This window comes from Mycobacterium dioxanotrophicus (assembly GCF_002157835.1).
GTDB classification, from domain to species: Bacteria; Actinomycetota; Actinomycetes; order Mycobacteriales; family Mycobacteriaceae; genus Mycobacterium; species Mycobacterium dioxanotrophicus.
The window spans coordinates 1,549,072-1,574,022 of record NZ_CP020809.1; the positions used below are offsets into that span (position 1 = coordinate 1,549,072).

Here is a 24,951-nt window from a genome sequence, read left to right on the forward strand (position 1 = left end):
GAAATTGTCCGAAAGTTTCCCCGCGCGTTCAGACAGCTGTCGGACGGCCGCCGCTCGGTGTGTGCGGCTGGTACAGCCCGGCAAATCGGGCCAGCCGGATGCCGAGCATCAGCTCGAACCGGATCTCGCCGTCACCCAGATCGCCGCCGACGGCCTCGGTCAGTTTCTCCAGCCGGTAATACAGCGTGGAGCGGTGCAGGTAGAGCTCCTCGGCGGTGCGGCGCGCATCGCCACCGGTGCCGAGGTACACCTCGAGGGTGTGGACGAGGTCGTCGCGACGTGCGTCGATCAGGGCGACGATGCCGGGATGGATGAGCTCGATGAGCCGGTCGGAGCCATAGGCCTCGGCAAGCAGCGCAAGGGTTCTCCAGGACCCGAGCTTCGACCACGCCGTGACCTGCTGATCGGACGCGCCGATCTGCCCCAGCCGCAGCGCCGTGCGGGCCTGTCGCAGCGCGACGGCGGCCTGCGTGATCGGCAGCCGCTCGGTCGACGCGCCGATCGCGGGCCGGATGCCGTAGCTGGCGGCGATGGCGTCGGCCACGATGTCGGCCGCGGTATCGGCGACGTCGAGGCTCGGTGCAGGGGAGACCGTCGCGGCTGCGCGACGCGCCACGGCCAGCACTGTCGTCGGCGTGCCCGCGACGGTGAACCACTGGCGCGACCGGTCGGTCGCGGCCAGCCGCAGCCGCAGCGCCATGGTGTGGTCGACGGGATCGCCTGCGCCCGGCGTGCCCGGCTCGAACACGAACACGCTCACGGTGCTGTCGGGCTGGGCCATGTCTCTGGCCTGCAGTTCCCGCACCGCCTGCTCGGCCTGCTCACCGGATGCGGCGCCGAGCAACCGCGTGAGCAGCGTCTGCTGGGCGGATTCCTCCGCGCGCAACGTGGCATTGCGCCGGTCGAGAATGGCCAAAAGGTCGGCACCGGCCTGCTCGGCCAGCCGCTGGCCTTCGGCGGGCAACGCCCCGTCGCGGTCGAGGATCCACAGGTAGCCGAAGCGCTCGGTCGCCGTGCGGACAGGCACGCAGTACCGGGGCACCAAACCGTGCTGCGGGAAAGCCGGGGTCCACATCGCAGAGTTCGCGGTGCCGATCCCCACGCCGAACAGGGCGGCCTTGACCTCGGCGCGGGTCTCGCGCTGCAGCACGCTGTGCACGCGGACATCGTCGAGTTCACCGAGCTGGCGACTGTGGGTGATCGGGTGCAGCTCTTCGTCGTCGAGCAGCACGGCCCGGCCCAGGGACTGGGCGAGCACGTCGACGATCAGCTGCATGCGGGCGCTGAAGTCAGCGGTCACCGGCTCGGGCACCCGCTGATTGTCGTCCAGCTCACGGCGCAAGGAGGGCGACACCCCCTGTCGGCGTCATCACGTGCGTCATCCGGATGTCGTGGGGTTCGGCGGGCAACGCGTCGAGCAGTTCGTCGTCACGCACCACGGCGACCAGTTTGGTCCCCGCGCGCACCGCACTCAGGGTGCGGTCGTAGAAGCCGGCGCCGCGCCCCAGCCGCGCACCGGATCGGTCCACGGCCAGCGCGGGCACCAGGATCATGGCGGCTTGATTCACCGTCTCGGCGGGTAAATAGGGGGGTGCAGGTTCGCGCAGTCCGAAATCTGCCGGCTGCAGGGTGCCCGGCCGATAGTCGGCCCACTGCAGCGGCAGCGGAACTCCGTCGGCGCCGTTGCGGGCCACGGGGAGCAGCACCCGGCTGCCGAGCTCGAGCAACCGATCAAGGAGTGCGATGGAGCCCGGTTCGGAACCGACTGGCACGTACGCGCACACGGTCTGGCCGGCGCCGACAAGTCCGGGTAACCAGCCGCACAGCGCCTCGGCCTCCGCGGCGTGTAGCTCCCGCGGTATCGCGCGTCGCGCCCGCAGGAGCGCGGCTCGTAGCTCGCTCTTCGTCGGTGGGGTCACAACCTCCACCATTTCAGAACGCGCGTTAGGGTGTGAATGATGACCACGTCTGCGAAGCCGCCTGCGCTGCCTATTCCGTACACGGCGGTTGTTCCGGCTGCGGGCCTGGGGACACGGTTTCTCCCCGCCACGAAGACAGTGCCCAAAGAACTGCTGCCGGTGGTCGACACACCGGGCATCGAACTCGTCGCCGCCGAGGCGGCGGAGGCCGGTGCCGAGCGGCTGATCATCGTCACCTCAGAAGGTAAGGACAGCGTCGTCGCGCACTTCGTCGAGGACCTGGTCCTGGAGGGCACGCTCGCGGCCCGCGGCAAGGTGAAGATGCTCGAGAAGGTGCGGCGGGCCCCTGCTCTGATCAAGGTGGAATCGGTCGTGCAGGCCGAGCCGCTCGGGTTGGGCCACGCCGTGAGCTGTGTCGAGGCGAGCCTGCATCCCGACGAAGACGCGATCTCCGTGCTGCTGCCCGACGACCTGGTGTTGCCGACCGGCGTGCTGGAGACGATGTCGCGGGCCCGGTCCAAGCGCGGCGGCTCGGTGCTGTGCGCCATCGAGGTGCCCGGCGACGACATCAGCGCCTACGGCGTGTTCGACGTGGAACCTGTTGCCGACTCCAACAATCCGAACGTGCTGCGGGTCAAGGGCATGGTCGAGAAGCCGAAGCCCGAGGACGCTCCGTCGCACTACGCCGCGGCCGGCCGCTACGTGCTGGACCGGGCGATTTTCGATGCACTGCGCCGGGTTCCGCGGGGGGTGGGCGGCGAGATCCAGCTCACCGACGCCATCGCGCTGTTGATCGAAGAAGGCCATCCCGTGCACGTGGTGGTGCACCGCGGCGCTCGACACGACCTGGGAAATCCCGGCGGCTACCTGATGGCTGCGGTTGACTTTGCGTTGGAACGCGACGACTACGGCCCCGAGTTGCGGCGGTGGTTGGTCGAACGGTTGGGCCTGGCCGAGCACTGAGAGCAGCGCGTCGGGCCCGGTAGAGACGGGATAGGAAGGTGTGTTGTGCGTTCGGTGGAGGAGCAGCAGGCCAGGGTGGCCGCCGCCGCGGTGGCGCCTCGGCCGGTGCGGGTGGCCATAGCCGAAGCGCAGGGGCTGATGTGCGCGGAAGAGGTCGTGACCGAGCGGCCGATGCCGGGATTCGACCAGGCTGCCATCGACGGGTACGCGGTGCGCAGCGTCGACGTGCTCGGTGTGAGCGACGACGGCGACGCGGACGAGGGCAGCAACGGTGAGATCAGCCTGCCGGTGATGGGTTCGATCGAGGCGGGGGCGCGGACTCCCAGCCGGCTGCAGCCGCGGCAGGCGGCCCGGGTGCAGACCGGTGCGCCGATGCCGACGCTCGCCGACGCCGTGTTGCCGCTGCGGTGGACCGATGGCGGGCAGAACCGCGTGCGGGTGCTGCGCGGTGTGCGATCCGGTGCCTACGTGCGGCGTACCGGAGACGATGTGCAGCCCGGTGACGTCGCGGTGCGGGCGGGCACCATCATCGGACCCGCGCAGGTCGGCCTGCTTGCCGCGGTCGGCCGGGACCGGGTGCTGGTACACCCGCGCCCGCGGCTGTCGGTGATGTGCGTCGGCGGTGAGCTCGTCGACGTCTCCCGCACCCCGGGCACCGGACAGGTCTATGACGTCAACTCCTATGCGCTGGCAGCGGCCGGGCGCGATGCCGGAGCCGAGGTCAACCGTGTCGGCATCATCAGCACCGATCCCGGCGAACTACGGGAAACCGTTGAGGGCCAGGTGAATCGGAACGAGATCGTGGTGATCGCCGGTGCGGTCGGCGGGGCCGCGGCGGAGAGTGTGCGGACCGTCCTCGCCGAGTTGGGTGAGATGGAGGTGGCCCGCATCGCCATGCATCCGGGCTCGGTGCAGGGCTTCGGGCAGCTGGGCCGCGATCGGGTGCCCGTGTTCTTGTTGCCCGCCAATCCGGTCAGCGCGTTGGTGGTGTTCGAGGTGATGGTGCGTCCGCTGATCCGGCTGTCGCTGGGTAAACGCCAGCCGATGCGGCGTGTGGTGCAGGCCCGCACGCTGTCGCCGATCAGTTCGGTGGCCGGGCGCACCGGATATCTGCGCGGCCAGTTGATGCGCGATCAGGACAGCGGCGAATACCTCGTGCAGGCCCTCGGGGGTACGCCGGGCGCGTCCACCCACCTGCTGGCCACGCTGGCCGAGGCCAATTGTCTGGTCGTCGTCCCGAGCGAGGCCGAGCAGATCCGCACCGGCGAGACCGTCGATGTGGCTTTCCTGGCTCAGCGCGGCTAGCCGATGACCATCTTTCGTTCGGGTGGGATCCACCCAGGTTGGCCCGACCCACTCGGCCCGCTGCGGGTGCCCGCGGGCGTGGTGAGGCTGCGTCCCGTGCGGTTGCGCGACGCTGCGGTGTGGAGCCGGATCAGGCTCGCCGACCGCTACCACCTGGAACCGTGGGAGCCCGTATCGGGATCGGATTGGACTGTGCGCCACGCGGTTTCGTCGTGGCCGGCGGTGTGCTCGGGGCTGCGCGCAGAGGCCAGGAAGGGCCGTATGCTGCCGTACGTGATCGAGCTGGACGGGCAGTTCGCCGGTCAGCTCACCATCGGCAACGTCACGCACGGGGCGCTGCGCTCGGCGTGGATCGGCTACTGGGTGGCCAGTGAGAAGACCGGCGGCGGCATCGCGACCGCGGCGTTGGCGCTGGGCCTGGACCATTGTTTCGCGGGGGTGCGGTTACACCGCGTCGAGGCGACCGTGCGGCCGGAGAACGCGATCAGCCGAGCCGTGCTGGCGCGGGTCGGTTTCCGGGAAGAGGGCCTGCTGCGGCGCTACCTGGAGGTCGACGGCGCCTGGCGCGACCATCTGCTCGTCGCGATCACCGTCGACGAGATGAAGGAATCGGCCGCGCAGGCGTTGGTGCGAGCCGGTCGGGCAAGCTGGGCCTGATTTGCCGTCGGACGCTGCGGTTTCCTTCATATTGCGCTCAGGGTCGTGGCCTGCCCGGATCCACGGCCCTGGACGCAATCTCGCGGTGTCTTTGCCGAGCAACCTGTTACTAATGTGACACTTGGGGCTGTTGGTGCTTGTCTCAGGTGAATTACAGGTGTGTAATTGACCTCGGCGCGCCGCCCACGGATGCGCTGGTCACAGACCTAGCCTGATGGGGAAAGGAGCAGGCTTCATGCCAAGCATCCCCCAGTCTCTGCTTTGGATTTCTCTCGTCGTCCTCTGGCTCTTCGTGTTGGTTCCGATGTTGATCAGCAAGCGTGACGCGGTCCGTCGCACCAGTGACGTCGCGCTCGCCACGCGGGTTCTCAACGGCGGTCGCAATGCGCAGCGGCTGCGGCGGGGTCCGGCCGCAGGCCACCACAGCGACCCGCACTGGCAACGGTCCGGTGACCACCTCGACGAAGAACCCGACGACGAGTTCGAGGAGACGACGCCGGAGCGGTCGGTGGTGGTCGTTGCCGCGGCGGCCGAGCCCGCCGAGCCCGATTACCTCGACGTCGACATCGTCGAAGAGGATTCCGGCGCGCTGCCCGTCAGCACCCTGCAGGCCGAGGAACCCGCGACCGACCAGTTCGAGCACATCGAGCTCGAACCCGAGGCCAGTGCGACCGCCGAGGCTGAAACCGAACAGCTGCCAACGGATCTCGACGAGCCGGCAGCTCAGCCCGACGAGGCCGCCGAGACCGACGATGTCCGGGTCGACGACGCGCAGGCCGACGGCACCGCCGACGAGTACGAGTACGTAGCCGATTCGTCGGGGCTGGAATCCGAGCCCGACGAGGACGGCGAGGACGAGGCCGAAGAGGCGCCCGCCGCGGCATCGGTGAAAGAGTCGCGCAGCCGCCGGTTCGAATCCAAGACCGCCGCCGCGGTGAGCGCTCGCAAATACAAGTTCCGCAAGCGGGTGCTCGCGGTGTTCGCGGCGCTGATGGTGTTCACGGCAGCCGCGGCATTCCTGCTGACCCCGTCGGCATGGTGGGTCTTTGGCGCCGTCGCCACCGTGACCGTGCTGTACCTGGGCTACCTGCGCCGCCAGACCCGCATCGAGGAACAGCTGCGCCGACGGCGCGCCCAGCGCATGATGCGGTCTCGGCTGGGCGTAGAGAATACCGACGACCACAAGCTCGACGTCGTGCCGTCCCGGTTACGCCGGCCCGGTTCGGTCGTTCTCGACATCGACGACGAAGACCCCATTTTCGAGCATCTGGACTACGTACCGTTCACCCGCGAATACGATCTGCCGCGCGCGGCCGGGCAGTAACCAGCCGGTTTCGGTTCCCGGCCCACGGGCTGGTAGCCTTTCCTCTCGGTATCAGGGGCTATGGCGCAGTTGGTAGCGCGACTCGTTCGCATCGAGTAGGTCAGGGGTTCGATTCCCCTTAGCTCCACAGAAAAACCCCAGCTGGTCTGGGGTTTTCTTGTTTTCTGGCACGGGAGCCGGCTGATGTCGGACAATCCAACCCGTGAGTACGCCGGTGTTCGTCGTCGTGCTGGTCCTGGGCATCCTCGGTGTCCAGGTACTGATCTGGATACCGATCATCTTCTGGTTCCGGCGGCGTAGCCGGGCTGCCGCCGCGCAGTTGACGACCGACCTGGAATCCGAAGGCGTGGTGCGTGGTCCGGAGAAGGGGGTCTACCGCGGAGCGACGGCGCCCGGGTACCCGATGGTGTCCAACAACGGCCTGATCGCGCTGAGCGGTCGACGGCTGCTGTTCCGGACGCTGACCGGCAAGGCCTTCGAGATTCCGGTCGCCTCGATCAGGGGGGTGCGGCTGGCCAAGGCCTTCAAGGGCGCGGTGGTCGGCGGCCGCGAGCACTTGGTGGTCCAGACCGCCGACGGTGAGGTCGGCTTCTTTGTTACCGACAACCCGGCGTGGGTCGCTGCGCTGACTCCGGCTGCGCGCCGCTGATGTAGCTAAACCGTTGGGCTACAGCGGCATCGGGTTGTACAGGTCACCCGCGTAGTCGTCGCCGAAGTGATCATGCAGCGTGCGCAGTACCGCCGCGCATGCCGCCCGCTCGTCGGCGTTGATGGTGTCGAGCACCCGACTCAACTCACGGCGGCGCCGGGTGCTGACCTGCTTGACCAGTTTGCGGCCCTGGGCGGTGAGCTCCAACGTGACGATGCTGCGGTTGGTCGGATCCGTGCCGCGGACCAGATGGCCGGAATTGTGCAGCCGGTCGGCCAGACGGGTGACGGACGAGCCGACGACACCGAGCGCGCGGGCGCAGTCCGACGACGTGGACCGGCCGAGCTCGGACAGTGTCAGCAGCAGCCGGAACTGCGGGAGGGACACCTCGAGCTGCTCGACGCTGCGTAGTGCCACGCCCACCAGGTCGCGCGTCGCGACCTCGAATGCGACGAGTTCGTCGACCGGTGTCTTCGTTGTCGCAACCTGATTCGCCGTGGCCATGGCGAAAAGTATCCCACGTCGAGGGCCGTTTGAGTTGGCCTGATTTCTCACAATCACAGGTTTTGCATAGCGCAAGACTTGCATTATGCAAGAGAGTGGCGGAGGCTGGGACACAACAGATTCCACGGACCCTGAGGAGGCGAGCGGTGTGACGCTCTGGCGCGACGAGCTGCGGGCGGCAGGGTTGCGGGTGACCCAGGCCCGGCTCGCGGTGCTCACCGAGGTCGGTGAATCGCCGCATTCCGCCGTCGACGCCATCATCGCCGGGGCCCGCGCCCGCATCGGATCGTTGTCGGTGCAGGCGGTCTATGACGTGGTGTACGCCCTCACCAAGGCGGGTCTGCTGCGCCGGATCGAACCAGCGGGATCACCGGCGCGCTACGAACTCGACACCGGCGACAACCACCACCACGCGGTATGCCGTGAATGCGGTGCCATCGTCGACGTCGTCTGCGACGCCAGGAGCGCGCCGTGCCTGCGCGTCCACACCGAGACGGGCTTCGAGTTCGACGAAGCCGAAGTGACCTTTTGGGGCATCTGTCCCGAATGTCGAATCAGCAACAGCACCACCGATCGGAGATTCGCATGACCGCAACAGAATCCGCCGGCTCCACCACCGGCACCGGCGCCCCGGCAGCCAGCGATCGCAATTCGCTCAGCGTCGGTTCCAACGGCCCGATCGTGCTGCACGACGTGCACTTCCTGGAGCAGATGGCTCACTTCAATCGGGAGCGGGTGCCTGAGCGCAGCCCGCACGCCAAAGGGTCCGGGGCCTTCGGTGTCCTCAAGGTGACCGAGGACGTCTCGCAGTACACGAAGGCCGCCGTGTTCCAGAAAGGCACCGACACCGATCTTCTCGTGCGGTTCTCCACGGTGGCCGGCGAACAGGGCAGCCCGGACACGTGGCGCGACGTCCGCGGCTACGCGATGAAGTTCTACACGTCCGAGGGCAACTACGACATCGTCGGCAACAACACCCCGGTCTTCTTCCTGCGCGACCCGATCAAGTTCCCGCACTTCATCCGCAGCCAGAAGCGGCTGCCCGATTCCGGGTTGCGCTCGGCCCAGATGCAATGGGACTTCTGGACGCTCAACCCCGAATCCGCCCACCAGGTCACCTATTTGATGGGCCGCCGCGGACTGCCGCGGACCTGGCGGCACATGAACGGCTACGGTTCACACACCTACCTGTGGGTCAACGCCGGGGGCGAGAAGTTCTGGGTCAAGTACCACTTCCACACCCATCAGGGCGTGGAGTTCCTCACCAACGACGAGGCCGCGGCGCTGGCCGGCACCGATGCCGACTTCCACCGCCGGGACCTGTTCGACGCCATCGCCCGCGGCGACCACCCGAGCTGGCGGCTGTCGGTACAGGTGATGCCCTACGCCGAGGCTGCCGACTACCGGTTCAACCCGTTCGACCTGACGAAGGTGTGGCCACATGCCGACTATCCGCTGATCCCGGTGGGCATCTACACGCTCAATCGCAACCCCGAGAACTTCTTCGCCCAGATCGAGCAGGCCGCGTTCTCGCCCGGCAACACCGTGCCCGGTACGGGCCTGTCGCCGGACAAGATGCTGCTCGGCCGGGCGTTCGCCTATGCCGACGCCCAGCGCAACCGGATCGGCACCAATTTCCACCAGCTGCCGGTGAATCAGCCGCGCGAAGGCGTGCCCGTCAACACCTATCTGTTCGACGGACAGATGACCTATCACCACTCTGGCGCGGCAGCGGTGTATGCGCCGAACAGCATCGGGCGGCCGTGGGCGGACGCCACGGGCCCGGCCGAGGACGGCTGGGAAGCCGACGGTGAGCTGTTGCGCGCGGCCTACGCGCTGCACACCGAGGACGACGATTTCGGCCAGGCCGGCACGTTGGTGCGCAACGTCTGGGACGACGCACAACGCGACGCGGCCGTGGCTCAGGTGACCGGCGCACTCGCCACAGTCACCGGCGAGGTGCTCGACCGGGCGCTGCAGTACTGGCGCAACATTGACGCCGAGCTGGGAGCACGCATCGAAAAGGCTGTGCGCCAAGGCCGCTGATCTCGCCACAGGGGCGTAAGGATTGCGTCAAAACGCTTGCCCTGTGCCCGGATGTGCCTCTGCAATGGTCGCTGTGACTGCGACCATTGCAGAGCCGTCATCTATGACAAATCTGCTCGAGCTTCTCGTTATGCTTGCCGTGCCCAGCCGGGAGCAATCGATCGGCGGCACCCGCTGAACGAGAGGCGCGTTGTGGCCCACCCGAACTCAGTCACCGACCACACGGCCTCCGCGATGGGGCAGAAAGTCACGTTCGCGGTCGTGATCTCGGCGCTCGGTGTGGTCTTCGGCGACATCGGCACCAGCCCCATCTACACCCTGCAGACGCTGTTCAATCCGGATGATCCGCACCCCGTTCCGCTCAACGACAACAATGTCTACGGCGTGGTGTCGCTGATCTTCTGGACCGTCGCGACCATCGTCACCCTGACCTACGTCATGCTCATCATGCGCGCCGACAACAACGGCGAGGGCGGCATCATGGCGCTGATCACCCTGCTGCAGCGGTGGGGCGGCTCGGCGGGACACCGCACCGCGATGCTGCTGGCCGCTCTCGGAATCTTCGGTGCCGCACTGTTTTTCGGTGACAGCATGATCACCCCGGCCATCTCGGTACTCTCGGCGGTCGAGGGCCTCAAGGTCGTCGAACCCGGGCTGGGGGAGTGGGTGGTGCCGATCACCGCGGTGATCATCGCGGCGCTGTTCGCGGTGCAGCGGCATGGCACAGCCGTCGTCGGCCGGTTCTTCGGACCGGTCATGGTCGTGTGGTTCGTCGCGATCGGGGCATGTGGTGTGGGCGGGATCGTCACCCACCCGCAGATCCTGTGGGCGCTGTCGCCCACCTACGCGCTGGGATTTGTTCTGGGCCACTTCCACATCGCGTTCTTCGCCCTCGCGGCCGTCGTGCTCGCCGTCACCGGCGCCGAGGCGCTGTACGCCGACATGGGCCACTTTGGCCGCAAGGCCATCACCCGGGGCTGGCTGTCGCTGGTGCTGCCGGCATGCACCTTGAGTTATTTCGGGCAGGGGGCGCTGCTGATCGGTGACGAGAACAACGTCAGCGCACCGTTTTTCCTCCTCGCCCCCGAGTGGGCCAGGCTGCCGATCGTCGTGCTGGCCGCGGCGGCGACCGTCATCGCGTCGCAGGCCGTGATCACCGGGGCCTATTCGGTGGCCTCACAGGCGGCGCAACTGGGTTATCTGCCGCGGCTGCGCATCGCGCACACGTCGGCCTCCACCATCGGCCAGGTCTACGTGCCGTGGATCAACGGCGTGCTGTTCGTGGGCGTGCTGACACTGGTGTTCGCATTCCGCAGCTCCGCAGCGCTGGCGTATGCCTACGGTATGGCCGTCACCGCGACCATCACGATCACCACCACGCTGTTCCTCTATTACGCCCGCACCCGCTGGAACACGCCGATGTGGCTCGTGGTGTTCGGCGGTGGTGGACTCCTCACAGCGGATCTGCTGCTGTTCGCGGCCAACCTGACCAAGATCGTGCACGGCGCCTGGCTGCCGTTGCTGATCGGCGTGGTGACGTTCGCGATCATGACCACCTGGCAGCGCGGCCGTCACATCGTCACCGCAGCCCGGGAGAACGTCGAGGGGTCGCTCTCGGAGTTCATCGATGAATTGGCACGGAGTCGTCCCCCGTTGCCGCGGGTACCCGGCACTGCGGTGTTCCTCAACCGCAGCGGCAACACCGCGCCGTTGGCCATGCGCTCCAACGTCGAACACAACCACGTGCTGCACCGGCACGTCATCATCCTGTCGCTGGACACCGAACCCATCCCGCGCGTACCGCAGGCCGAGCGCATCTCGGTCAGCGACCTGGGCCACAGCGACGACGGCATCGTGCACGTGACGGCGCGGTTCGGCTATATGGAACGGCCCAACGTGCCGGCCACGCTGCGCAAGCTCGACCCGTCACTGACCGAGGGGCCCGTCGATATCGCCGATGCGTCGTACTTCCTGTCCAAGATCGATCTGGTGGCAGGAGACGCACCCACCATGGCGCAATGGCGTAAACGGCTGTTCATCGCCACCTCCTACATCACCGCTGATGCCGCGGCCTACTTCAAACTTCCGCTCGACCGCACGGTGATCATCGGCTCACGCATCGAGGTGTGAGTCTCGTCCGGTTTGGCCGCGTCCGACCTCGGCGCGGGGGTATCCGTCGTAGCCTGGTGCCAAGCGAGGACCGGAGGGGACGTGGACGAACTGACCGGAGTCCGCGCCGACGAGTTGGCTGCTCTGGAGTTCTTCGCCGAATGCCGGCTGTCCGATCTGGCCCCGCTGGCCGCGCAGTTGCGACCGTTGACGGCGGCACCCGGCGAGGTGCTGATGCGGCAGGGCGAGCGCGCGGTGTCCTATCTGGCGATCCGCCGCGGCCGGGTGCAGGTCATCCACACCGGCGATGACGGGGTGACGATGGTTGCCGAGATCGGCCCGGGGCTCATCGTGGGCGAGATCGCTCTGCTGCGCGACGCGCCACGGTCCGCCACGGTGGTGGCGATCGAGCCGTTGATCGGCTGGGTCGGCGATCGGGATGCCTTCGCGACGCTGCTCGAACTGCCCGGCATGCTCGACAAGCTGGTGCGGATCGCGCGGCAGCGGCTGGCGGCGTTCATCACGCCGATCCCGGTCCAAGTGCGTAGCGAGGACTGGTTTTATCTGCGTCCGGTGCTGCCCGGCGATGTGGAACGCACGCTGAATGGGCCTGTCGAGTTTTCCAGCGAAACCCTTTACCGGCGTTTCCAGTCGGTGCGTAAGCCCACCAAGGCGTTGCTGGAGTACCTGTTCGAGGTGGATTACGCCGAACACTTCGTGTGGGTGATGACCGAGGGTGCGCTTGGGCCTGTGGTGGCCGACGCCCGGTTCGTGCGCGACGAACCCGATTCGACGACGGCGGAAGTGGCTTTCACCGTCGGTGACGACTATCAAGGCCGTGGCATCGGCAGCTTTCTGATGGGCGCGCTGGTGGTCTCGGCGGGATACGTTGGCGTTGAACGTTTTACCGCCCGGGTATTGACCGACAACTACGCCATGCGGCACATCCTTGACCGGCTCGGAGCGGTTTGGCATCGCGATGACCTGGGTGTGGTGACCACGGAAGTGGTTGTGCCACCTGCTGATTCCCTGCTGTTGCCGGCCGAGCTCGTCGAGCAGATCCGCGACGCCACCCGCCAGGTCATCCGGGCGGTGAGTCAGTGACGGATCGGCGGAGTGCGAGCGCCCGAGTCAGGGGGTGATGGTGGTCTGCTCGTCGATCACGCTGGTGGCGTCGAGCAACGCGCTCATCTGGTCCTCGAGCCCATCGGCGTTGAGCTGCAACACATACAGGCCGTCCTGGCCGGGGATCACCACGGTCTTCTGGGCGATCACCCGCTTGGCGCCGTCACGTACGTAGCCGCCGCCGAACTGGAACGCCTGGAACCCGCCCAGCGTGCTGGCGGAGCCGTCGCCCATCGCTTCGTAGCCGGGCAGGTTCTTGATCTCGTTGGGGGCGTATTCGAGGATCTTGGCGGGGTCGACATTGCCGGTCAGCTTGGACATCAGCGCGATGACCGACGGCGGATCCGCCGCATACTCGGGGTCGTCGGACACGATGGCGCCCCAGGCCCAGTCCGGCGTCTTGTCCCCGGCCAGCGACCAGCCTGGCGGAACCGGCAGATTCAGTGCCGGCGTGCCCGGATCACCTTGGTGGACTGCGGTTTCGACGAGGTTGTTGTCCCGGATGTAGTCGACGATGGTGTAGTTCGGACCTGCCGTGGCCGTCGGCGAGGTCGCGTCGTGCATACCCTTCTTCGCGGCCGCCGTCGTCGTGGTCGTCGTGGCACTGCTCTCCGTCGACTTCGACGTACTGGTGTCCTGTGCTTTGTCGGAACCGCAGCCGGCCAGCGAGATCGCGAGCGCCACGATGGCGACGCCGCCGGCCCGCAGGGACCGTGAAATCGAGGTCATCAGCTATCCCATCGGTTGGTCGGCATCACGCTGCCGGGCAACGGTCGCCCTTTGGACACGGATTGCACCACAGAACGGGTTGACGTGCGGCGGCATTCGGCATTTGCCGTGCAGCGATTTCACAGCTTAGGTTGCCTACGCAAGAATTTTTCCTTGCGTAGGCAACGATTTCTCCGGCCGTGCTTTTCGATTCCAAGTGACGTTGGCCACGCCGGTGCAAAAACCGACGCTGGCCTGCCGTTGTAATTGGGCTCGCTCTAACTGCGTGAGTCTGTGCGACGCGGCTGGCGTCGGCTCAGTTCCGTACCGCCATCAGCACCTCGCGGTGAGCAGCACCGTCTGGCTGACCACGGTGGCCGGTTGCACCGAGCGCACCGTGCACCGGTCGAGTGGAGCGGGACCCTGCCTGGTCAACACCACGTGATAGCCATTGCGTTCCAGCTCAGTCACGGTGTCCTGCGCGGACCCGACACCCGACGGCGCAGCCATTGCCGGCGCTGCGAGACCGAGCGTGAACGCGGACAGCGCGCCACCGGTGATCGTCGCATATGCCAACCCATACACTGTCTTGCCTTCCCGAGTTTTGTCGTCGATTGAGCGCTCACTATGTCCAAACCGCCCGCGGTGGAGTTAAATTCCACTGAATCCCAACAGTTGTCGGTGATTCACGACCCAAAAATGAGTTGACAGCCGTGCTAAACAAAATGCTTGTGCGCAATGTCACGGCCGCAGCGGCGGTGACATGGTGTGCGGCGGCATGTACCGGGTCGCCCGAGTCGAGCGCGCCGGCCTCCTCGACGACAGTGGCCGCAGCCACAGTGAATCCCGTGCGGATCGACCGCGTGCGCCAAGATCTCCCGCCGGGCTACGACGTCGCCCCAATTGACAAGCGCATCACACCGATTGCCCTGTGGGGGTTCGGGTCACAGTGGACGGCCGACCCGCCGCAGTGCTCGGCGTGGGCCGCCCCGGAGGTAGATCCGGCCACTGCCCGCGGTTGGTCGGGTTCGGGCCCGGGCGGAATCGTCTATGCCGTCGTCGCCCGGGCAACGGCGGAACTTGATCTGGCGCTCGGCGAGCAGTGCGGGGAATGGGCGCTGCGCGGTGGGCATAGTCAGGGCACGGTGATGACCGTCGCCGCGCCGGCCATCCCCGACGCCGTCACCACCGGCATGACGACCGTGATCTCGACTGTCGTCGAAGGCGGCAACGAAACCCGTTCGCACGCCGACACGTTCACCGCTGATTTGGGTGAGTTTCACTGCTTCGTCACGATCGTCACCGACCCGGGCTCCCCGGTCCCGCCGCTCGGCCCGGAGTACGCCGCGGATCTGTTGGTGAAAACGGTGTCGGCGATACGCGGCTGAACCGGTCGCGCCCGGTAAGTTGGCAGCGATGCCGAACCGGAACGTGATACCTGTCATCGTGGGCACTGCTGCCAGTGCCTGCGCTTTGGTGGCCTGCAGTCACTCGGACAAGCCGGCGTACCCCAACGCCAACATCGCCAACGTGACCCAGGTGAAGACCGACTTCGGCCCCGATTTCAAGGTCAAGGACGTCGCGCCGACGGGGATCGACCCGAAACTGCTGGCGCCGCAGAAGATACCGCCGGGGATGACCTTCGAGCCCGCCGAATGCTCGAAGTTCGCCGAAGGCCAGACGTTTCCCGCGGGTTTGAAGGGCAACATGGCGGCCTCGGTGGCAGAGGGCGCGGGCCAGCGGTTCATCGTGCTGGCCGTGGAAACCTCCCAACCCATCCCGGTGAACGATCCCGGTGACTCCTGCAAGCAGGTGAAGTTCGCCGGACCGGGCTCACGCGGCCAGGTCGACGTGGTCGAGGCACCCAAGATCGACGGCATTCCGACCCTCGGCACGCACCGCGTGGTGCAGACCTCGGTGCAGGGGCACTCCCGCACCGGGGAGCTGTACAACTACGTGGCGAGTTTCGGGCCGTACCTGGTGATCGTCACCGCCAACCCGCTGGTGCTTCCGGACAAACCGGTCACGCCCGTCGACACCGGGAAAGCCCGCGACCTGCTGACCGCCGCGGTCGCCGCCGTCAGAGGCTGATTTGCTCCTCACGTGCGCGACGCTGATCAGCGCCTCAGTGCACGCCGTGCGGCCGGAACTGGATACTGATCCGCGGTCCGACCAGCCTGCTGGTCTTCGGTATCGAATGCTCCCAGGTGCGCTGGCACGAGCCGCCCATCACCAGCAGATCGCCGTGCCGGTGCTGTAACCGCAGGGCATGCCCGCCGCCGCGCGGGCGTAGCGCGAAAACCCTTGTCGCACCGAGGCATACGATGGCCACCATGGTGTCCTCGGTACGGCCGCGGCCGATGGTGTCCCCGTGCCACGCCACGCTGTCGTTGCCGTCGCGGTACATGCACAGCCCGGCGGTCGTGAACGGCTCGCCGAGTTCCCCGCCGTAGGTGTCGTTGAGCCGGCGGCGGATCTGCTTGAGCCGCGGATGTGGCACCGGTTCGTTGACCAAATGGTGAAAGCTCACCAGTCGAGGTACGTCGACCACCCGGTCGTACATCTTGCGCTGCTCGGTGCGCCACGGGATGGTGTCCATCAGTTCTTCGAACAGCGAATCCGCGTCGGGCAGCCAACCGGAACGCAGCTCCACCCAGGCCCCATTGTCGAGTCTGCGACGTTCCGCGTGCTCGAACAGCGAGCCTTGCAGCGCCAGCTCCATGGCCGCGAGTGTATCGCACAGACGTTCGATGCGTCAGAGGCGCGAGGCTCCCGGGCCCTGCTCGGCCAACACGTCCCCAGGGTTGGTCAGCAGGCAGGTTTTCAGGCTCAGACAGCCGCAGCCGATGCAGCCGGTCAGATTGTCCCGCAAGCGTTGTAGATGCAGGATGCGGTCGTCGAGATCCTGGCGCCAGCCCGCCGAGAGCTTGGCCCAGTCCTTGCTGGTGGGCACTCGATCGGTGGGCAGGGTCGCGAGCGCTTCGCGGATCCGGGCCAATGGGATGCCGAGGCGCTGCGACATCCTGATGAATGCCACCCGGCGCAGCGTCTCGCGCGCGTAGCGGCGCTGATTGCCCGAGGTGCGGCGGCTGTGGATGAGCCCTTCACGTTCGTAGAAGTGCAGGGCCGATACGGCCACGCCGCTACGGTGGGCCATCTCGCCGGGAGTCAGCTCGTGCGTGTCCATGACACCTAAACCCTACTTGAGGTGGCCGTTGGGTTTAACGTTCTCGTTGTGGCTGATGTGGTGCTGGGCTCCAACTCCGAAGTAGGCACGCTGCGGGTCGCCATCCTGCACCGGCCGGGCCCCGAACTGCAGCGGTTGACTCCGCGCAACAACGACGCGCTGCTGTTCGACGGCGTGCCGTGGGTTCCCCGGGCGCAGCAGGAGCACGATGCGTTCGCCGATCTGCTGCGATCGCGCGGTGTCGAGGTGCTGCTGCTGGCCGACCTGCTCACCGAAGCGCTCGCCAGCGGTGCGGCCCGGATGCACGGCATATCGGCAGCGGTCGACGGCCGCCGACTGGGTCTGCCGCTGGCACATGAGCTTTCGGCATACTTGCGGACCCTGGACCCCGCGGCGCTGGCGCACGTGCTGATGGCGGGGATGACGTTCAACGAATTGCCCTTCAGCGAAGCCGAGATCTCACTGGTGCGTCGGATGCACCACGGCGGAGACTTCGTCATCGACCCGCTGCCCAATCTGCTGTTCACCCGGGACTCGTCGTTCTGGATCGGGCCGCGGGTCGCCATCACCTCGCTGGCGCTGCCCGCGCGGGCCCGCGAGACCTCCCTGACCGACGTCATCTACGCGCACCATCCGCGATTCCTCGGGGTGCGGCGAGCCTACGAATCCCGCTCGGCACCCGTCGAAGGTGGCGATGTGCTGCTGCTGGCGCCCGGTGTCGTCGCGGTCGGGGTGGGGGAGCGCACGACGCCTGCCGGGGCGGAAGCATTGGCGCGCAGTCTCTTCGACGACGACCTCGCGCACACGGTCCTCGCGGTGCCGATCGCGCAGGAGCGGGCCCAGATGCACCTGGACACCGTGTGCACCATGGTCGACGTGGACGCGGTGGTGATGTACCCGAACATCGTCGACTCGTTGTCCGCGTTCACCATTCACCGCGAGGACCGTGGCGTGCGCATCGACGACGCGGTGCCGTTCGTGCAGGCCGCCGCCGAGGCGATGGGCATCGACAAACTGCGGGTCATCGACACCGGGCTGGACCCCGTCACTGCCGAGCGCGAGCAATGGGACGACGGCAACAACACCCTGGCCGTCGCGCCGGGTGTGGTGGTGGCCTACGAGCGCAATGTCGAAACGAATGCGCGGCTTGCCGATTCCGGCATCGAGGTGCTGGCCATCGCGGCCTCGGAGCTGGGCACCGGCCGCGGCGGGCCACGCTGCATGTCATGCCCGGCCGCCCGGGACCCCATCTAGGGCGTTGAGATTGCGCAGAGGGCTGTGGTCCACGCGCATTCACGACCCTGCGCGCAATCTCAACGCCTGGTGGACCCGGTAGAGGATGAAAGCGCGGCTGTGCTCGGCCACCACATGAATGTCGATCCAGCGTTCACGGGCGAGTAGCTCGTTGCGTCCGATGTCGTGAACATAGCGCGGACGATCGGTGGCGTGGTGCTTGCCGTCGTAGTCGATCCCGACCATCGGCTCGTCGTACCCCATGTCGATGAACGCCTCGCTGAAACCGTCGGTCACCCGAATCTGCGTGCGGGGTCGCGGTAGACCGTCGTCGATCAAAATCAGACGTATTCGGGTCTCCTGAGGTGATTCGGCGCCGGCGTCCATCAAATCCAGAGCCACCTCTGCCCGACGTAGTCCGCGAGCCCGTGGATAGCGTTCGGCGAGACACAGAGCGTCCAGCGCCTTGACGTCGGTGGCCCGCGCGAGCGCGTCAAGATTGCTCACGGCCAGGTTTCGCTGCAGGTGGCGTGCGAGATCCAGTGCGGTTCGTTCTGGAGTCGTCACTGGTAGGCCAGAGACCTCAACTATCTCGTCGGCCTCAATGCGCTCGTTGCGCACGATAACCCCCGGTGGCGGCCGGCCGTTGCGCCAGAGCAGCTCTACGGGTGCGTCGTCAGGAATCCACAGCGCGCCGTGCATCGCGGCCGCAGCGCGACCGGCGATCACGCCGTTGCGGCCAGACCACAGCCAGGCGCCGGTGGTTCGGCGTCGCAAGGTCTGCGTCGCAGCCCTGGGCAAATACACGTCGGGAAAGATCGCCGTGTAGTTCCATCTCAGGGAGCTGCGGGTGAGCGCACCACGTTTGAGCATCTCGCTGCCGATGAAGACCTCTCGCATGCGGAGATGCTGGAACGAGAGACCGACAAATACAGCCACCAATGTCGAGATTGCGCACAGGGATGTGGATAACTCGAAATCACGACCCTGGACGCAATGTCAACGCCGCCCCAACAGCCACGACATCCCAACCGACCCGACGCGCAAAGCAGCGGACCTACCGCCAACTCGGCAGCATGATCTCCAGATTCCAGGTGCCCTGGGAGATCGGCAGCCCGGTCAGAATCGGGTACATCCAGGCGAAGTTCGTGATGACGAGCGCGACGTAGCCGCACGCCACCAGCAGGCCCAACGTTCGGCGCTCAGGGTTCTGGTTCGGCTTGTGCAGGATGTCGCCGAGGATCAGCGCGAGCGCCAGCACCAGGAAGGGCGCCATCACCACGGCGTAGAAGAAGTACATCTGCCGGTCGATGTCGCCGAACCAGGGCAGGAATCCGGCGGAGTAACCGACGAGCACCACGGCGTAGCGCCAATCGCGACGGACGACGGCCCGCCACACCGTCCAGCCGATCACCGGCACGGCGATGAACCACATCGCCGGGGTGCCGACGAGCATCACCGCCTTGACGCAGGACTGCGCGCCGCAGCCCGGCACATCGTGGTTGTCGATCGCGTACAGCACGGGCCGCAGCGACATCGGCCACGTCCACGGCTTGGATTCCCACGGATGGTGATTGCCCGCGGCGTTGGTCAGCCCGGAGTGGAAGTGGTAGGCCGCGTACGTGTAATGCCACAGTGAGCGGATCGCGTCGGGCAGTGGCAGCAGGGAATTCTCGCCGATCGACTGCCCAACCTCGTGGCGGTTGACGGCCGTCTCGGACGCGAACCACGGCGCATACGACGCGAGGTACACGCCGAACGGAATCAGGCCGAGGGCGTAGACAGCAGGGCCCAGGTCGCGGCGCAGCACGCCCTGCCAGGGTTGCGGCACCTTGTACTGCTTGCGGGCGACGGCGTCCAGCACCAGTGTCATCGCGCCGAAGAAGACCACGAAGTACAGGCCCGACCACTTCGTCGCGCATGCCAGTCCCAGCAGCACGCCCGCGCCGAAGCGCCACCAGCGCACACCCAGCCGCGGACCCCACGGCGTCTCGGCGATCCGGCCTGCGGCATAGGCGATGTACATGCGTTCCCGGACCTGGTCGCGGTCGACCATGAGGGCCCCGAAGGCCGCCACCACGAACAGCACCAGGAATCCGTCCAACAGCGCGGTGCGGGCCGCGACGAAGCTGGCGCCGTCGGCGGTCAGCAGCAGCCCGGCGATGGCGCCGACCAGCGTCGACCGGGTGATCCGGCGCGCGATGCGGGCCACCAGCACCACCATGATCACGCCGCACACCGCGCCGGTGAACCGCCAGCCGACCCCGTTGTAGCCGAAGAGCGCTTCGCCGATGGCGATCAACTGCTTGCCCACCGGCGGGTGGACCACCAGGCCGTAGCCCGGATTGTCCTCGACACCGTGGTTGAACAGCATCTGCCAGGCCTGCGGCGCGTAGTGCTTCTCGTCGAAGATCGGCGTGCCCGCGTCGGTCGGCGAGCCGAGGTTGAGGAACCGGCTGACAGCGGCCAGCGCGGCGATGACGGCGGTCATGGCCCAGCCCTGCAGGCGGTCCAGCGGCCCGAAGTCGGCGGCCGGAATCACCGGCGCCGGGCTGATGAGCGGAACCGCGTGCTGCGCCGTCGGCGTATCGGTGGCGGTGGCGGTCACGCAAGCGATCGTAGGCTGTCGGGCGTGACACCCGGCAAACTGCTGATCGGCGCGACGCCGCTGGGCCAGCCATCGGACGCCTCCGCGCGACTGGTCGCGGCGCTCGCGGACGCGGACATCGTGGCCGCTGAGGACACCCGGCGCATCCGCGTGCTGGCGCAGGCGCTGGGCGTCACGCCTGCGGGTCGGATACTGAGCTTCTTCGACCAGAACGAGGCCAGCCGGGTACCGGGCCTGGTCGAGGAGATCACGGCGGGGGCGACGGTGCTGGTGGTCAGCGACGCCGGGATGCCGTTGATCAACGACCCGGGCTACCGATTGGTGGCCGCCTGCGTGGAGGCCGGGGTGCCGATCAGCTGCCTGCCCGGACCGTCGGCTGTGACGACCGCGCTGGCGGTGTCGGGGCTGGCGTCCGATCGGTTCTGCTTCGAGGGCTTCGCGCCGCGCAAGCAGGCCGCCCGCATGACGTGGCTGCGGAGCCTCGCCGGCGAGCTGCGCACCTGTGTGTTCTTCGAATCCCCGCGCCGGTTGGCCGACACCCTGCGCGACGCCGTCGAGGTGCTGGGTCCGCAGCGGCGTGTCGTGGTGTGCCGCGAGCTGACCAAGACCCATGAGGAGATCAAGCGCGGCACTCTGGCAGAACTCGCCGACTGGGCCGCCGACGGGGTGCTGGGGGAGATCACCGTGGTGCTCGCCGGCGCCACGCCGACCGCCGACCTGCCCACCCTGGTCGCCGAGGTCGAGGAACTGGTCGACGCCGGAGCCCGGGTCAAGGACGCCTGCGCCGAGGTGATCGCCGCGCATCCGGGCGCACCGTCACGGCGTGAGTTGTACGACGCCGTTCTGCGGGCCAGGGATTGAGGGTCCCCCAGTCGTCACGCGGTGCGGGTTACGACTCGACCTGCAGTAGCGCGGTGAGCAGGCTGCCGCCGGGGACACCGTCGTCACCGAACATCTGTTGTTGAAGTTCGATCATGACCGGCAGCGCGCGCCGCAGCACCGCCAGCCCGTCAGCCGTGATCTCCACGTTCTTGGCGCGCACATCAGAGGAGCTACGGGGTCGGGATATCCAGCCCTTGCCTTCCAGCGCCTTCATCATGTGGGACACCTGCATGGGTGCGACATCGCCCGCCCGCGCCAACTGCGCCTGGGTGACAGGTTCACCGGAACGGCCCAGCCACGCGGCGAGCGCCAGCGTCTGGAACTGCAGGTGGGTGAGGTTGAAATCGGCCAGCGCACGGTCGGCTTCGCGGATATATCGGTGCAGGACCCGCCAGAGCACGAACCCGATGGCCTTGTCCGGACCTCCGAGTGAGCCCGTCGCGAACAGCTCCTCGATCGCGTCTGCATCGTTGCCCACGACGGAGAGCCTAGACAATCGAGCGTTGCCCAATATTATAAACGCGTTTACTATTTTGATATGAGCATCATCGACCTTGACATCGGATTTCACAACTACGAGCACGTAAGCCCGTTGATCGACGGCACCGTGCCTATCGCGGGGGTTGCCCCCAGATTTCACACTGCGACGATCGTGTCTGACATCTTCGAGCGGATGCTGCGCGGTCGCGAATTCGGCGTCGCAGAACTGGGACTGACGTATTACCTGCGCACCCTCGATCTCGCCGACCCACCGTTCATCGCCCTGCCGGTATTTCTGGCGCGTCAGTTCCGCCATTCGGCGATCTTCGTCAACCGATCCAGCGGTATCGAAGCTCCGGAGGACCTGATCGGTAAGACCGTCGGCGAATTCGCCTTGTACGGCCATGATGCGGGTGTCACCGCCAAGGGCATGCTGTCCGACGAATACGGCGTGAGACCGGAGCAATGCCGTTGGGTCATCGGCGGATTCGACTGGCCCATGGCACCGTTCGACTTCGTCCCGCAACCGCACCCCGCCGATGTGGCGGTGACGCGGGCCGGTGCGGATCGGGCGCTCGGGCCCATGCTCGACTCCGGTGAGCTCGACGCGCTGATCTCCGCCGACGTACCGGCCTGTGTGATCGACGGGTCGCCGAACGTCGCGCGATTGTTCGACGACTACCTGCCGGTTGAGCGTGACTACTTCGTGCGCACCGGAATCTTCCCGATCATGCACACCGTGGTGATCCGGCGCGATCTCGTCGAGCGCCACCCTGGTCTGGCGCGGTCCGTTTATCGGGCCTTCTGTGACGCCAAAGATGTTGTCGCCCAGCAATACCGGACCGGCCGGATCTTCAATCACGTCGACGTGATGACACCGTGGATCAGCGCACTGTACGACGACAACCTCAGCCTCTTCGGAGCGGACTGGTGGCCCTACGGCGTGGCCGCCAACCGGCGGGCGGTCGATGCCTTCCTGCGGTGGCATTTCGAACAGCAGCTGTCGCTGCGACGTTGGACCTGTGAGGACATCTTTGTAGAGGAGCTGCTGGACACATGAAGATCGTCGGATTGGAAGAACACTTCGTCACCCCTGATCTCCTCGACGCGTGGGCGGCGGTGGAGCCGCACTGGCAGGATCTCGCCATGCCGGCACACGGCGACTGGGCGCGGCGCCTGCTCGACCTCGGCGACGAGCGGGTGGCCGCGATGGACGACACCGGACTCGATGTCCAGGTGGTGTCCATCACCGCGCCGGGGCTGCAGAACCTGGCCCCTGTCGACGCCGTGCGGCTGCAGACCGACTGCAACGACCGCCTGGCCGGAGCGGTGGCCGCGCGCCCCGACCGACTGCAGGGGTTCGCGACGTTGGCCACGCCTGATCCCCGCGCAGCTGCCGACGAACTCGGCCGGGCGGTCACGAAGCTGGGCTTGCACGGCGCGATGCTGTTCGGCCGGTCCCGCGACCGCAATCTCGACCATCCGGACAACTGGACCCTCTTCGAAGCGGCCGAAGCCCTCAATGCACCGCTGTACGTCCACCCGCAGTCGCCGCTGCCGGAGGTCCGCCGCGCCTACTACGACGGGCTAGGCGCCGCTCTCGACAACGCATTCGCCACCCACGGCATCGGCTGGCACTACGAAACCGGTGTCCAGCTGCTGCGTCTCATCCTCGGCGGTGTCTTCGACCGCTTTCCCGGGCTGCAGGTGATCGTCGGTCACTGGGGAGAGCTGGTCTTGTTCTACCTTGAGCGCATCAACCGGTTGTCGGCCGTTGCCGAGTTGCAGCGTCCGGTGTCGGAGTACCTGCGGACCAATGTGTACGTCACTCCCAGCGGCATGCTCAGTCGGCGGTATCTGCACTGGGCGCTCGACGTCGTCGGTGCCGACCGGATCATGTTCTCCACCGACTATCCCTATATATCGGTGCCCGACGGCGCCAGCAGGAAATTCCTGGAGCAACTCGACGACGCTGACCGGGAGAAGATCGCGTCCGGCAACTGGGACCGGCTGTGCGCCGCTATCCGGCGCTGACGGACGACAGCGCCACAATGCTCGACGCCTTGTGCAGGCATTCCTCCCATTCCCGGTCCGGATCGGAGTCCGCGGTGATGCCGCCGCCGACGCCGAGCACCGCTGACCCGTCGGCGCCGAACTCCACGGTCCGGATCGCGACGTTGAGTTCACAGCCCGCCACCGGTGAAGCCAAACCGACTGTGCCGCAATACACTCCGCGGCGTGCCGGCTCCCATTGCCGCAGCAGTTGACGGGCGCGGGTCTTGGGAGTGCCGGTCACCGACGCCGGCGGGAAGGTGGCCTGCAACAGCTGATCCATCGGCAGTTCGACGGGCACCTCGGCGGCGACCGTCGATACCAGATGCCACACCCCGGGCGCGGGTTGCACGACCAGGAGTTCGGGTACCGTCACGGTGCCGGTGGCGGCGACCCGGCCCAGGTCGTTGCGGACCAGGTCGACGATCATGACGTTCTCGGCGACGTCCTTGACCGAGGCGAGCAGGCCGGCCGGATCGGCGGACCGGGGCAGTGTGCCCTTGATCGGGCTGGACGTGACGTCGGTCCCGCGGCGGCGCAGGAACAGTTCCGGTGACAGCGACGCCACCGCACCCCAGTCACCGGCCAGGTAGGCGGCGCGCGACGGCACGGTCCGGGCTGCCGCGTCGGCGAAGAACTCCAGCGGATCCCCGTCGAGGTGACCGGTGAACCGCGTGCAGACACAGGCCTGGTACACCTCTCCCGCGGCGATCGCGTCAAGGCAGGCCAGTACACCGTGCCGGTGCACAGCCCGGTCAGGTGGCACCCAGTGCACGGCATACGGGTTGGACTGTGGCGCGGGCAGATCCGCCAACCACGCGGGAAGCGCTGTGTCGGTGAGGCTTTCGTACCACCACTGGCCGTCGGAGTCTTGCCGCAGCACGCAGTCCGACCAGCCGCCCGCGGCTTCGGGGATGCGTGGCGGCAGCCCGTCGGCGCCGGGATCCGGGTAGGCCAGGTAGCCGAACCAGCCGCCGCCGACGGCCGGTCCGGCGGTATGGCTCGAGGTGAGCGGGAACGCCGCTGCCGCTGCCACCGGCCCCGTCACGAGTGACGGCGCGATCACCGCGCGGGAACCGAACCAGTCGCCGATCAACGCCGCCGGTCGCGGCAGGCCGGCGCGCGTGGCCGCAGTGGCGACGGCGCGCAGCACCGCTGGGGGCTCTCCCAGGGCGCCGAGCCGCTCGATCCGCATGCCAC

General features: G+C 67.3%; 26 protein-coding genes and 1 tRNA gene. 16 read left to right on the forward strand and 11 right to left on the reverse strand.

Annotation, left to right across the window (positions count from 1 at the left end; all coding sequences use genetic code 11):
- Positions 1-28 precede the first annotated feature (28 nt).
- Positions 29-1,312: a PucR family transcriptional regulator gene (locus tag BTO20_RS07425; protein WP_157680166.1), complete on the reverse strand. Its 1,284-nt coding sequence runs from the start codon at positions 1,310-1,312 to the stop codon at positions 29-31.
- 19 nt (positions 1,313-1,331) lie between these two features.
- Positions 1,332-1,919 carry a 5-formyltetrahydrofolate cyclo-ligase gene (locus BTO20_RS07430; protein WP_408632157.1) on the reverse strand — a complete coding sequence of 196 codons (588 nt, stop codon included), beginning with the start codon at positions 1,917-1,919 and terminating at the stop codon, positions 1,332-1,334.
- Positions 1,920-1,958: 39 nt separating this feature from the next.
- Here BTO20_RS07430 and BTO20_RS07435 point away from each other — a divergent pair, with 39 nt between their 5' ends.
- The 6 genes from BTO20_RS07435 to BTO20_RS07460 all read left to right on the forward strand — a co-directional run bounded on the left by BTO20_RS07435 (position 1,959) and on the right by BTO20_RS07460 (position 6,817).
- Positions 1,959-2,882 carry a UTP--glucose-1-phosphate uridylyltransferase gene (locus BTO20_RS07435; protein WP_198344283.1) on the forward strand — a complete coding sequence of 308 codons (924 nt, stop codon included), beginning with the start codon at positions 1,959-1,961 and terminating at the stop codon, positions 2,880-2,882.
- Positions 2,883-2,927: 45 nt separating this feature from the next.
- A complete protein-coding gene (gene glp, locus BTO20_RS07440) occupies positions 2,928-4,187 on the forward strand; it encodes a molybdotransferase-like divisome protein Glp (RefSeq protein ID WP_087074641.1) in 1,260 nt (419 codons plus the stop codon).
- A gap of 3 nt (positions 4,188-4,190) precedes the next feature.
- Positions 4,191-4,844, forward strand: coding sequence for a GNAT family N-acetyltransferase (locus tag BTO20_RS07445; protein WP_198344284.1), 654 nt, complete (start codon positions 4,191-4,193; stop codon positions 4,842-4,844).
- Positions 4,845-5,079: 235 nt separating this feature from the next.
- The gene (gene sepX / locus BTO20_RS07450; protein ID WP_087074644.1) at positions 5,080-6,168 is read left to right on the forward strand and encodes a divisome protein SepX/GlpR; all 1,089 of its coding nucleotides are present in this window, start codon (positions 5,080-5,082) and stop codon (positions 6,166-6,168) included.
- Between the two features lie 54 nt (positions 6,169-6,222).
- Positions 6,223-6,295, forward strand: a tRNA-Ala gene (locus tag BTO20_RS07455).
- Between the two features lie 75 nt (positions 6,296-6,370).
- Positions 6,371-6,817, forward strand: a complete 447-nt coding sequence (locus BTO20_RS07460; RefSeq protein ID WP_232491082.1) for a hypothetical protein — start codon at positions 6,371-6,373, stop codon at positions 6,815-6,817.
- An 18-nt stretch (positions 6,818-6,835) separates the two neighbouring features.
- Here the strand turns inward: BTO20_RS07460 and BTO20_RS07465 are convergent, their stop codons facing one another.
- On the reverse strand, positions 6,836-7,321 hold the full coding sequence (locus BTO20_RS07465; RefSeq protein WP_087074648.1) for a MarR family winged helix-turn-helix transcriptional regulator: 486 nt from the start codon (positions 7,319-7,321) through the stop codon (positions 6,836-6,838).
- Positions 7,322-7,469: 148 nt separating this feature from the next.
- Between BTO20_RS07465 and BTO20_RS07470 the strand changes: the two genes are divergently transcribed.
- From BTO20_RS07470 to BTO20_RS07485, 4 genes are all read left to right on the forward strand, one after another.
- Positions 7,470-7,910: a Fur family transcriptional regulator gene (locus tag BTO20_RS07470; RefSeq protein WP_087074651.1), complete on the forward strand. Its 441-nt coding sequence runs from the start codon at positions 7,470-7,472 to the stop codon at positions 7,908-7,910.
- Positions 7,907-9,367: a catalase gene (locus BTO20_RS07475; protein ID WP_087074653.1), complete on the forward strand. Its 1,461-nt coding sequence runs from the start codon at positions 7,907-7,909 to the stop codon at positions 9,365-9,367. Before BTO20_RS07470 ends, BTO20_RS07475 begins: the two co-directional genes overlap by 4 nt.
- Positions 9,368-9,601: 234 nt before the next feature.
- The gene (locus BTO20_RS07480) at positions 9,602-11,497 is read left to right on the forward strand and encodes a potassium transporter Kup (RefSeq protein WP_087081749.1); all 1,896 of its coding nucleotides are present in this window, start codon (positions 9,602-9,604) and stop codon (positions 11,495-11,497) included.
- Between the two features lie 81 nt (positions 11,498-11,578).
- A complete protein-coding gene (locus tag BTO20_RS07485; protein ID WP_087074655.1) occupies positions 11,579-12,580 on the forward strand; it encodes a GNAT family N-acetyltransferase in 1,002 nt (333 codons plus the stop codon).
- A 27-nt stretch (positions 12,581-12,607) separates the two neighbouring features.
- Here the strand turns inward: BTO20_RS07485 and BTO20_RS07490 are convergent, their stop codons facing one another.
- Together BTO20_RS07490 and BTO20_RS07495 are read right to left on the reverse strand one after the other, a co-directional pair.
- Positions 12,608-13,321: an LpqN/LpqT family lipoprotein gene (locus tag BTO20_RS07490; protein WP_198344473.1), complete on the reverse strand. Its 714-nt coding sequence runs from the start codon at positions 13,319-13,321 to the stop codon at positions 12,608-12,610.
- A gap of 321 nt (positions 13,322-13,642) precedes the next feature.
- A complete protein-coding gene (locus BTO20_RS07495; protein WP_087074659.1) occupies positions 13,643-13,894 on the reverse strand; it encodes a hypothetical protein in 252 nt (83 codons plus the stop codon).
- A 263-nt stretch (positions 13,895-14,157) separates the two neighbouring features.
- Between BTO20_RS07495 and BTO20_RS07500 the strand changes: the two genes are divergently transcribed.
- Both BTO20_RS07500 and BTO20_RS07505 read left to right on the forward strand, forming a co-directional pair.
- Complete coding sequence (locus BTO20_RS07500; RefSeq protein ID WP_232491083.1) at positions 14,158-14,697, forward strand: DUF5642 family protein; 540 nt, start codon at positions 14,158-14,160, stop codon at positions 14,695-14,697.
- A 28-nt stretch (positions 14,698-14,725) separates the two neighbouring features.
- Entirely contained in the window at positions 14,726-15,400 is a 675-nt protein-coding gene (locus BTO20_RS07505; RefSeq protein ID WP_087074661.1) for a DUF5642 family protein, read from the forward strand.
- A gap of 34 nt (positions 15,401-15,434) precedes the next feature.
- Here the strand turns inward: BTO20_RS07505 and BTO20_RS07510 are convergent, their stop codons facing one another.
- Positions 15,435-16,031 (reverse strand): alpha-ketoglutarate-dependent dioxygenase AlkB, encoded by a 597-nt coding sequence (locus BTO20_RS07510; RefSeq protein ID WP_087074663.1) that lies wholly within the window; start codon positions 16,029-16,031, stop codon positions 15,435-15,437.
- Positions 16,032-16,064: 33 nt separating this feature from the next.
- Positions 16,065-16,496: a redox-sensitive transcriptional activator SoxR gene (gene soxR, locus BTO20_RS07515; protein ID WP_064947311.1), complete on the reverse strand. Its 432-nt coding sequence runs from the start codon at positions 16,494-16,496 to the stop codon at positions 16,065-16,067.
- A 48-nt stretch (positions 16,497-16,544) separates the two neighbouring features.
- On the opposite strand from soxR, the gene arcA reads away from it, so the two are divergent.
- Positions 16,545-17,750 (forward strand): arginine deiminase, encoded by a 1,206-nt coding sequence (arcA, locus tag BTO20_RS07520; RefSeq protein ID WP_087074665.1) that lies wholly within the window; start codon positions 16,545-16,547, stop codon positions 17,748-17,750.
- Positions 17,751-17,789: 39 nt separating this feature from the next.
- On the opposite strand, the gene BTO20_RS07525 is transcribed toward arcA, so the two are convergent.
- Complete coding sequence (locus BTO20_RS07525) at positions 17,790-18,629, reverse strand: hypothetical protein (protein ID WP_087074668.1); 840 nt, start codon at positions 18,627-18,629, stop codon at positions 17,790-17,792.
- Positions 18,630-18,786: 157 nt separating this feature from the next.
- Entirely contained in the window at positions 18,787-20,337 is a 1,551-nt protein-coding gene (locus tag BTO20_RS07530; RefSeq protein ID WP_087074671.1) for a dolichyl-phosphate-mannose--protein mannosyltransferase, read from the reverse strand.
- Positions 20,338-20,361: 24 nt separating this feature from the next.
- Between BTO20_RS07530 and rsmI the strand changes: the two genes are divergently transcribed.
- A complete protein-coding gene (gene rsmI / locus BTO20_RS07535) occupies positions 20,362-21,198 on the forward strand; it encodes a 16S rRNA (cytidine(1402)-2'-O)-methyltransferase (protein WP_087074673.1) in 837 nt (278 codons plus the stop codon).
- A 28-nt stretch (positions 21,199-21,226) separates the two neighbouring features.
- Here rsmI and BTO20_RS40320 read toward each other — a convergent pair whose 3' ends face one another.
- Positions 21,227-21,697 carry a MarR family winged helix-turn-helix transcriptional regulator gene (locus BTO20_RS40320; protein WP_232491084.1) on the reverse strand — a complete coding sequence of 157 codons (471 nt, stop codon included), beginning with the start codon at positions 21,695-21,697 and terminating at the stop codon, positions 21,227-21,229.
- 60 nt (positions 21,698-21,757) lie between these two features.
- Between BTO20_RS40320 and BTO20_RS07545 the strand changes: the two genes are divergently transcribed.
- On the forward strand, positions 21,758-22,759 hold the full coding sequence (locus BTO20_RS07545; RefSeq protein WP_087074675.1) for a 4,5-dihydroxyphthalate decarboxylase: 1,002 nt from the start codon (positions 21,758-21,760) through the stop codon (positions 22,757-22,759).
- Positions 22,756-23,733 carry an amidohydrolase family protein gene (locus BTO20_RS07550; RefSeq protein WP_087074677.1) on the forward strand — a complete coding sequence of 326 codons (978 nt, stop codon included), beginning with the start codon at positions 22,756-22,758 and terminating at the stop codon, positions 23,731-23,733. The genes BTO20_RS07545 and BTO20_RS07550 overlap by 4 nt, the downstream gene beginning before the upstream one ends.
- On the opposite strand, the gene BTO20_RS07555 is transcribed toward BTO20_RS07550, so the two are convergent.
- On the reverse strand, positions 23,720-24,946 hold the full coding sequence (locus BTO20_RS07555; protein ID WP_087074679.1) for an aminodeoxychorismate synthase component I: 1,227 nt from the start codon (positions 24,944-24,946) through the stop codon (positions 23,720-23,722). The genes BTO20_RS07550 and BTO20_RS07555 overlap by 14 nt on opposite strands.
- Between the last annotated feature and the right edge of the window lie 5 nt (positions 24,947-24,951).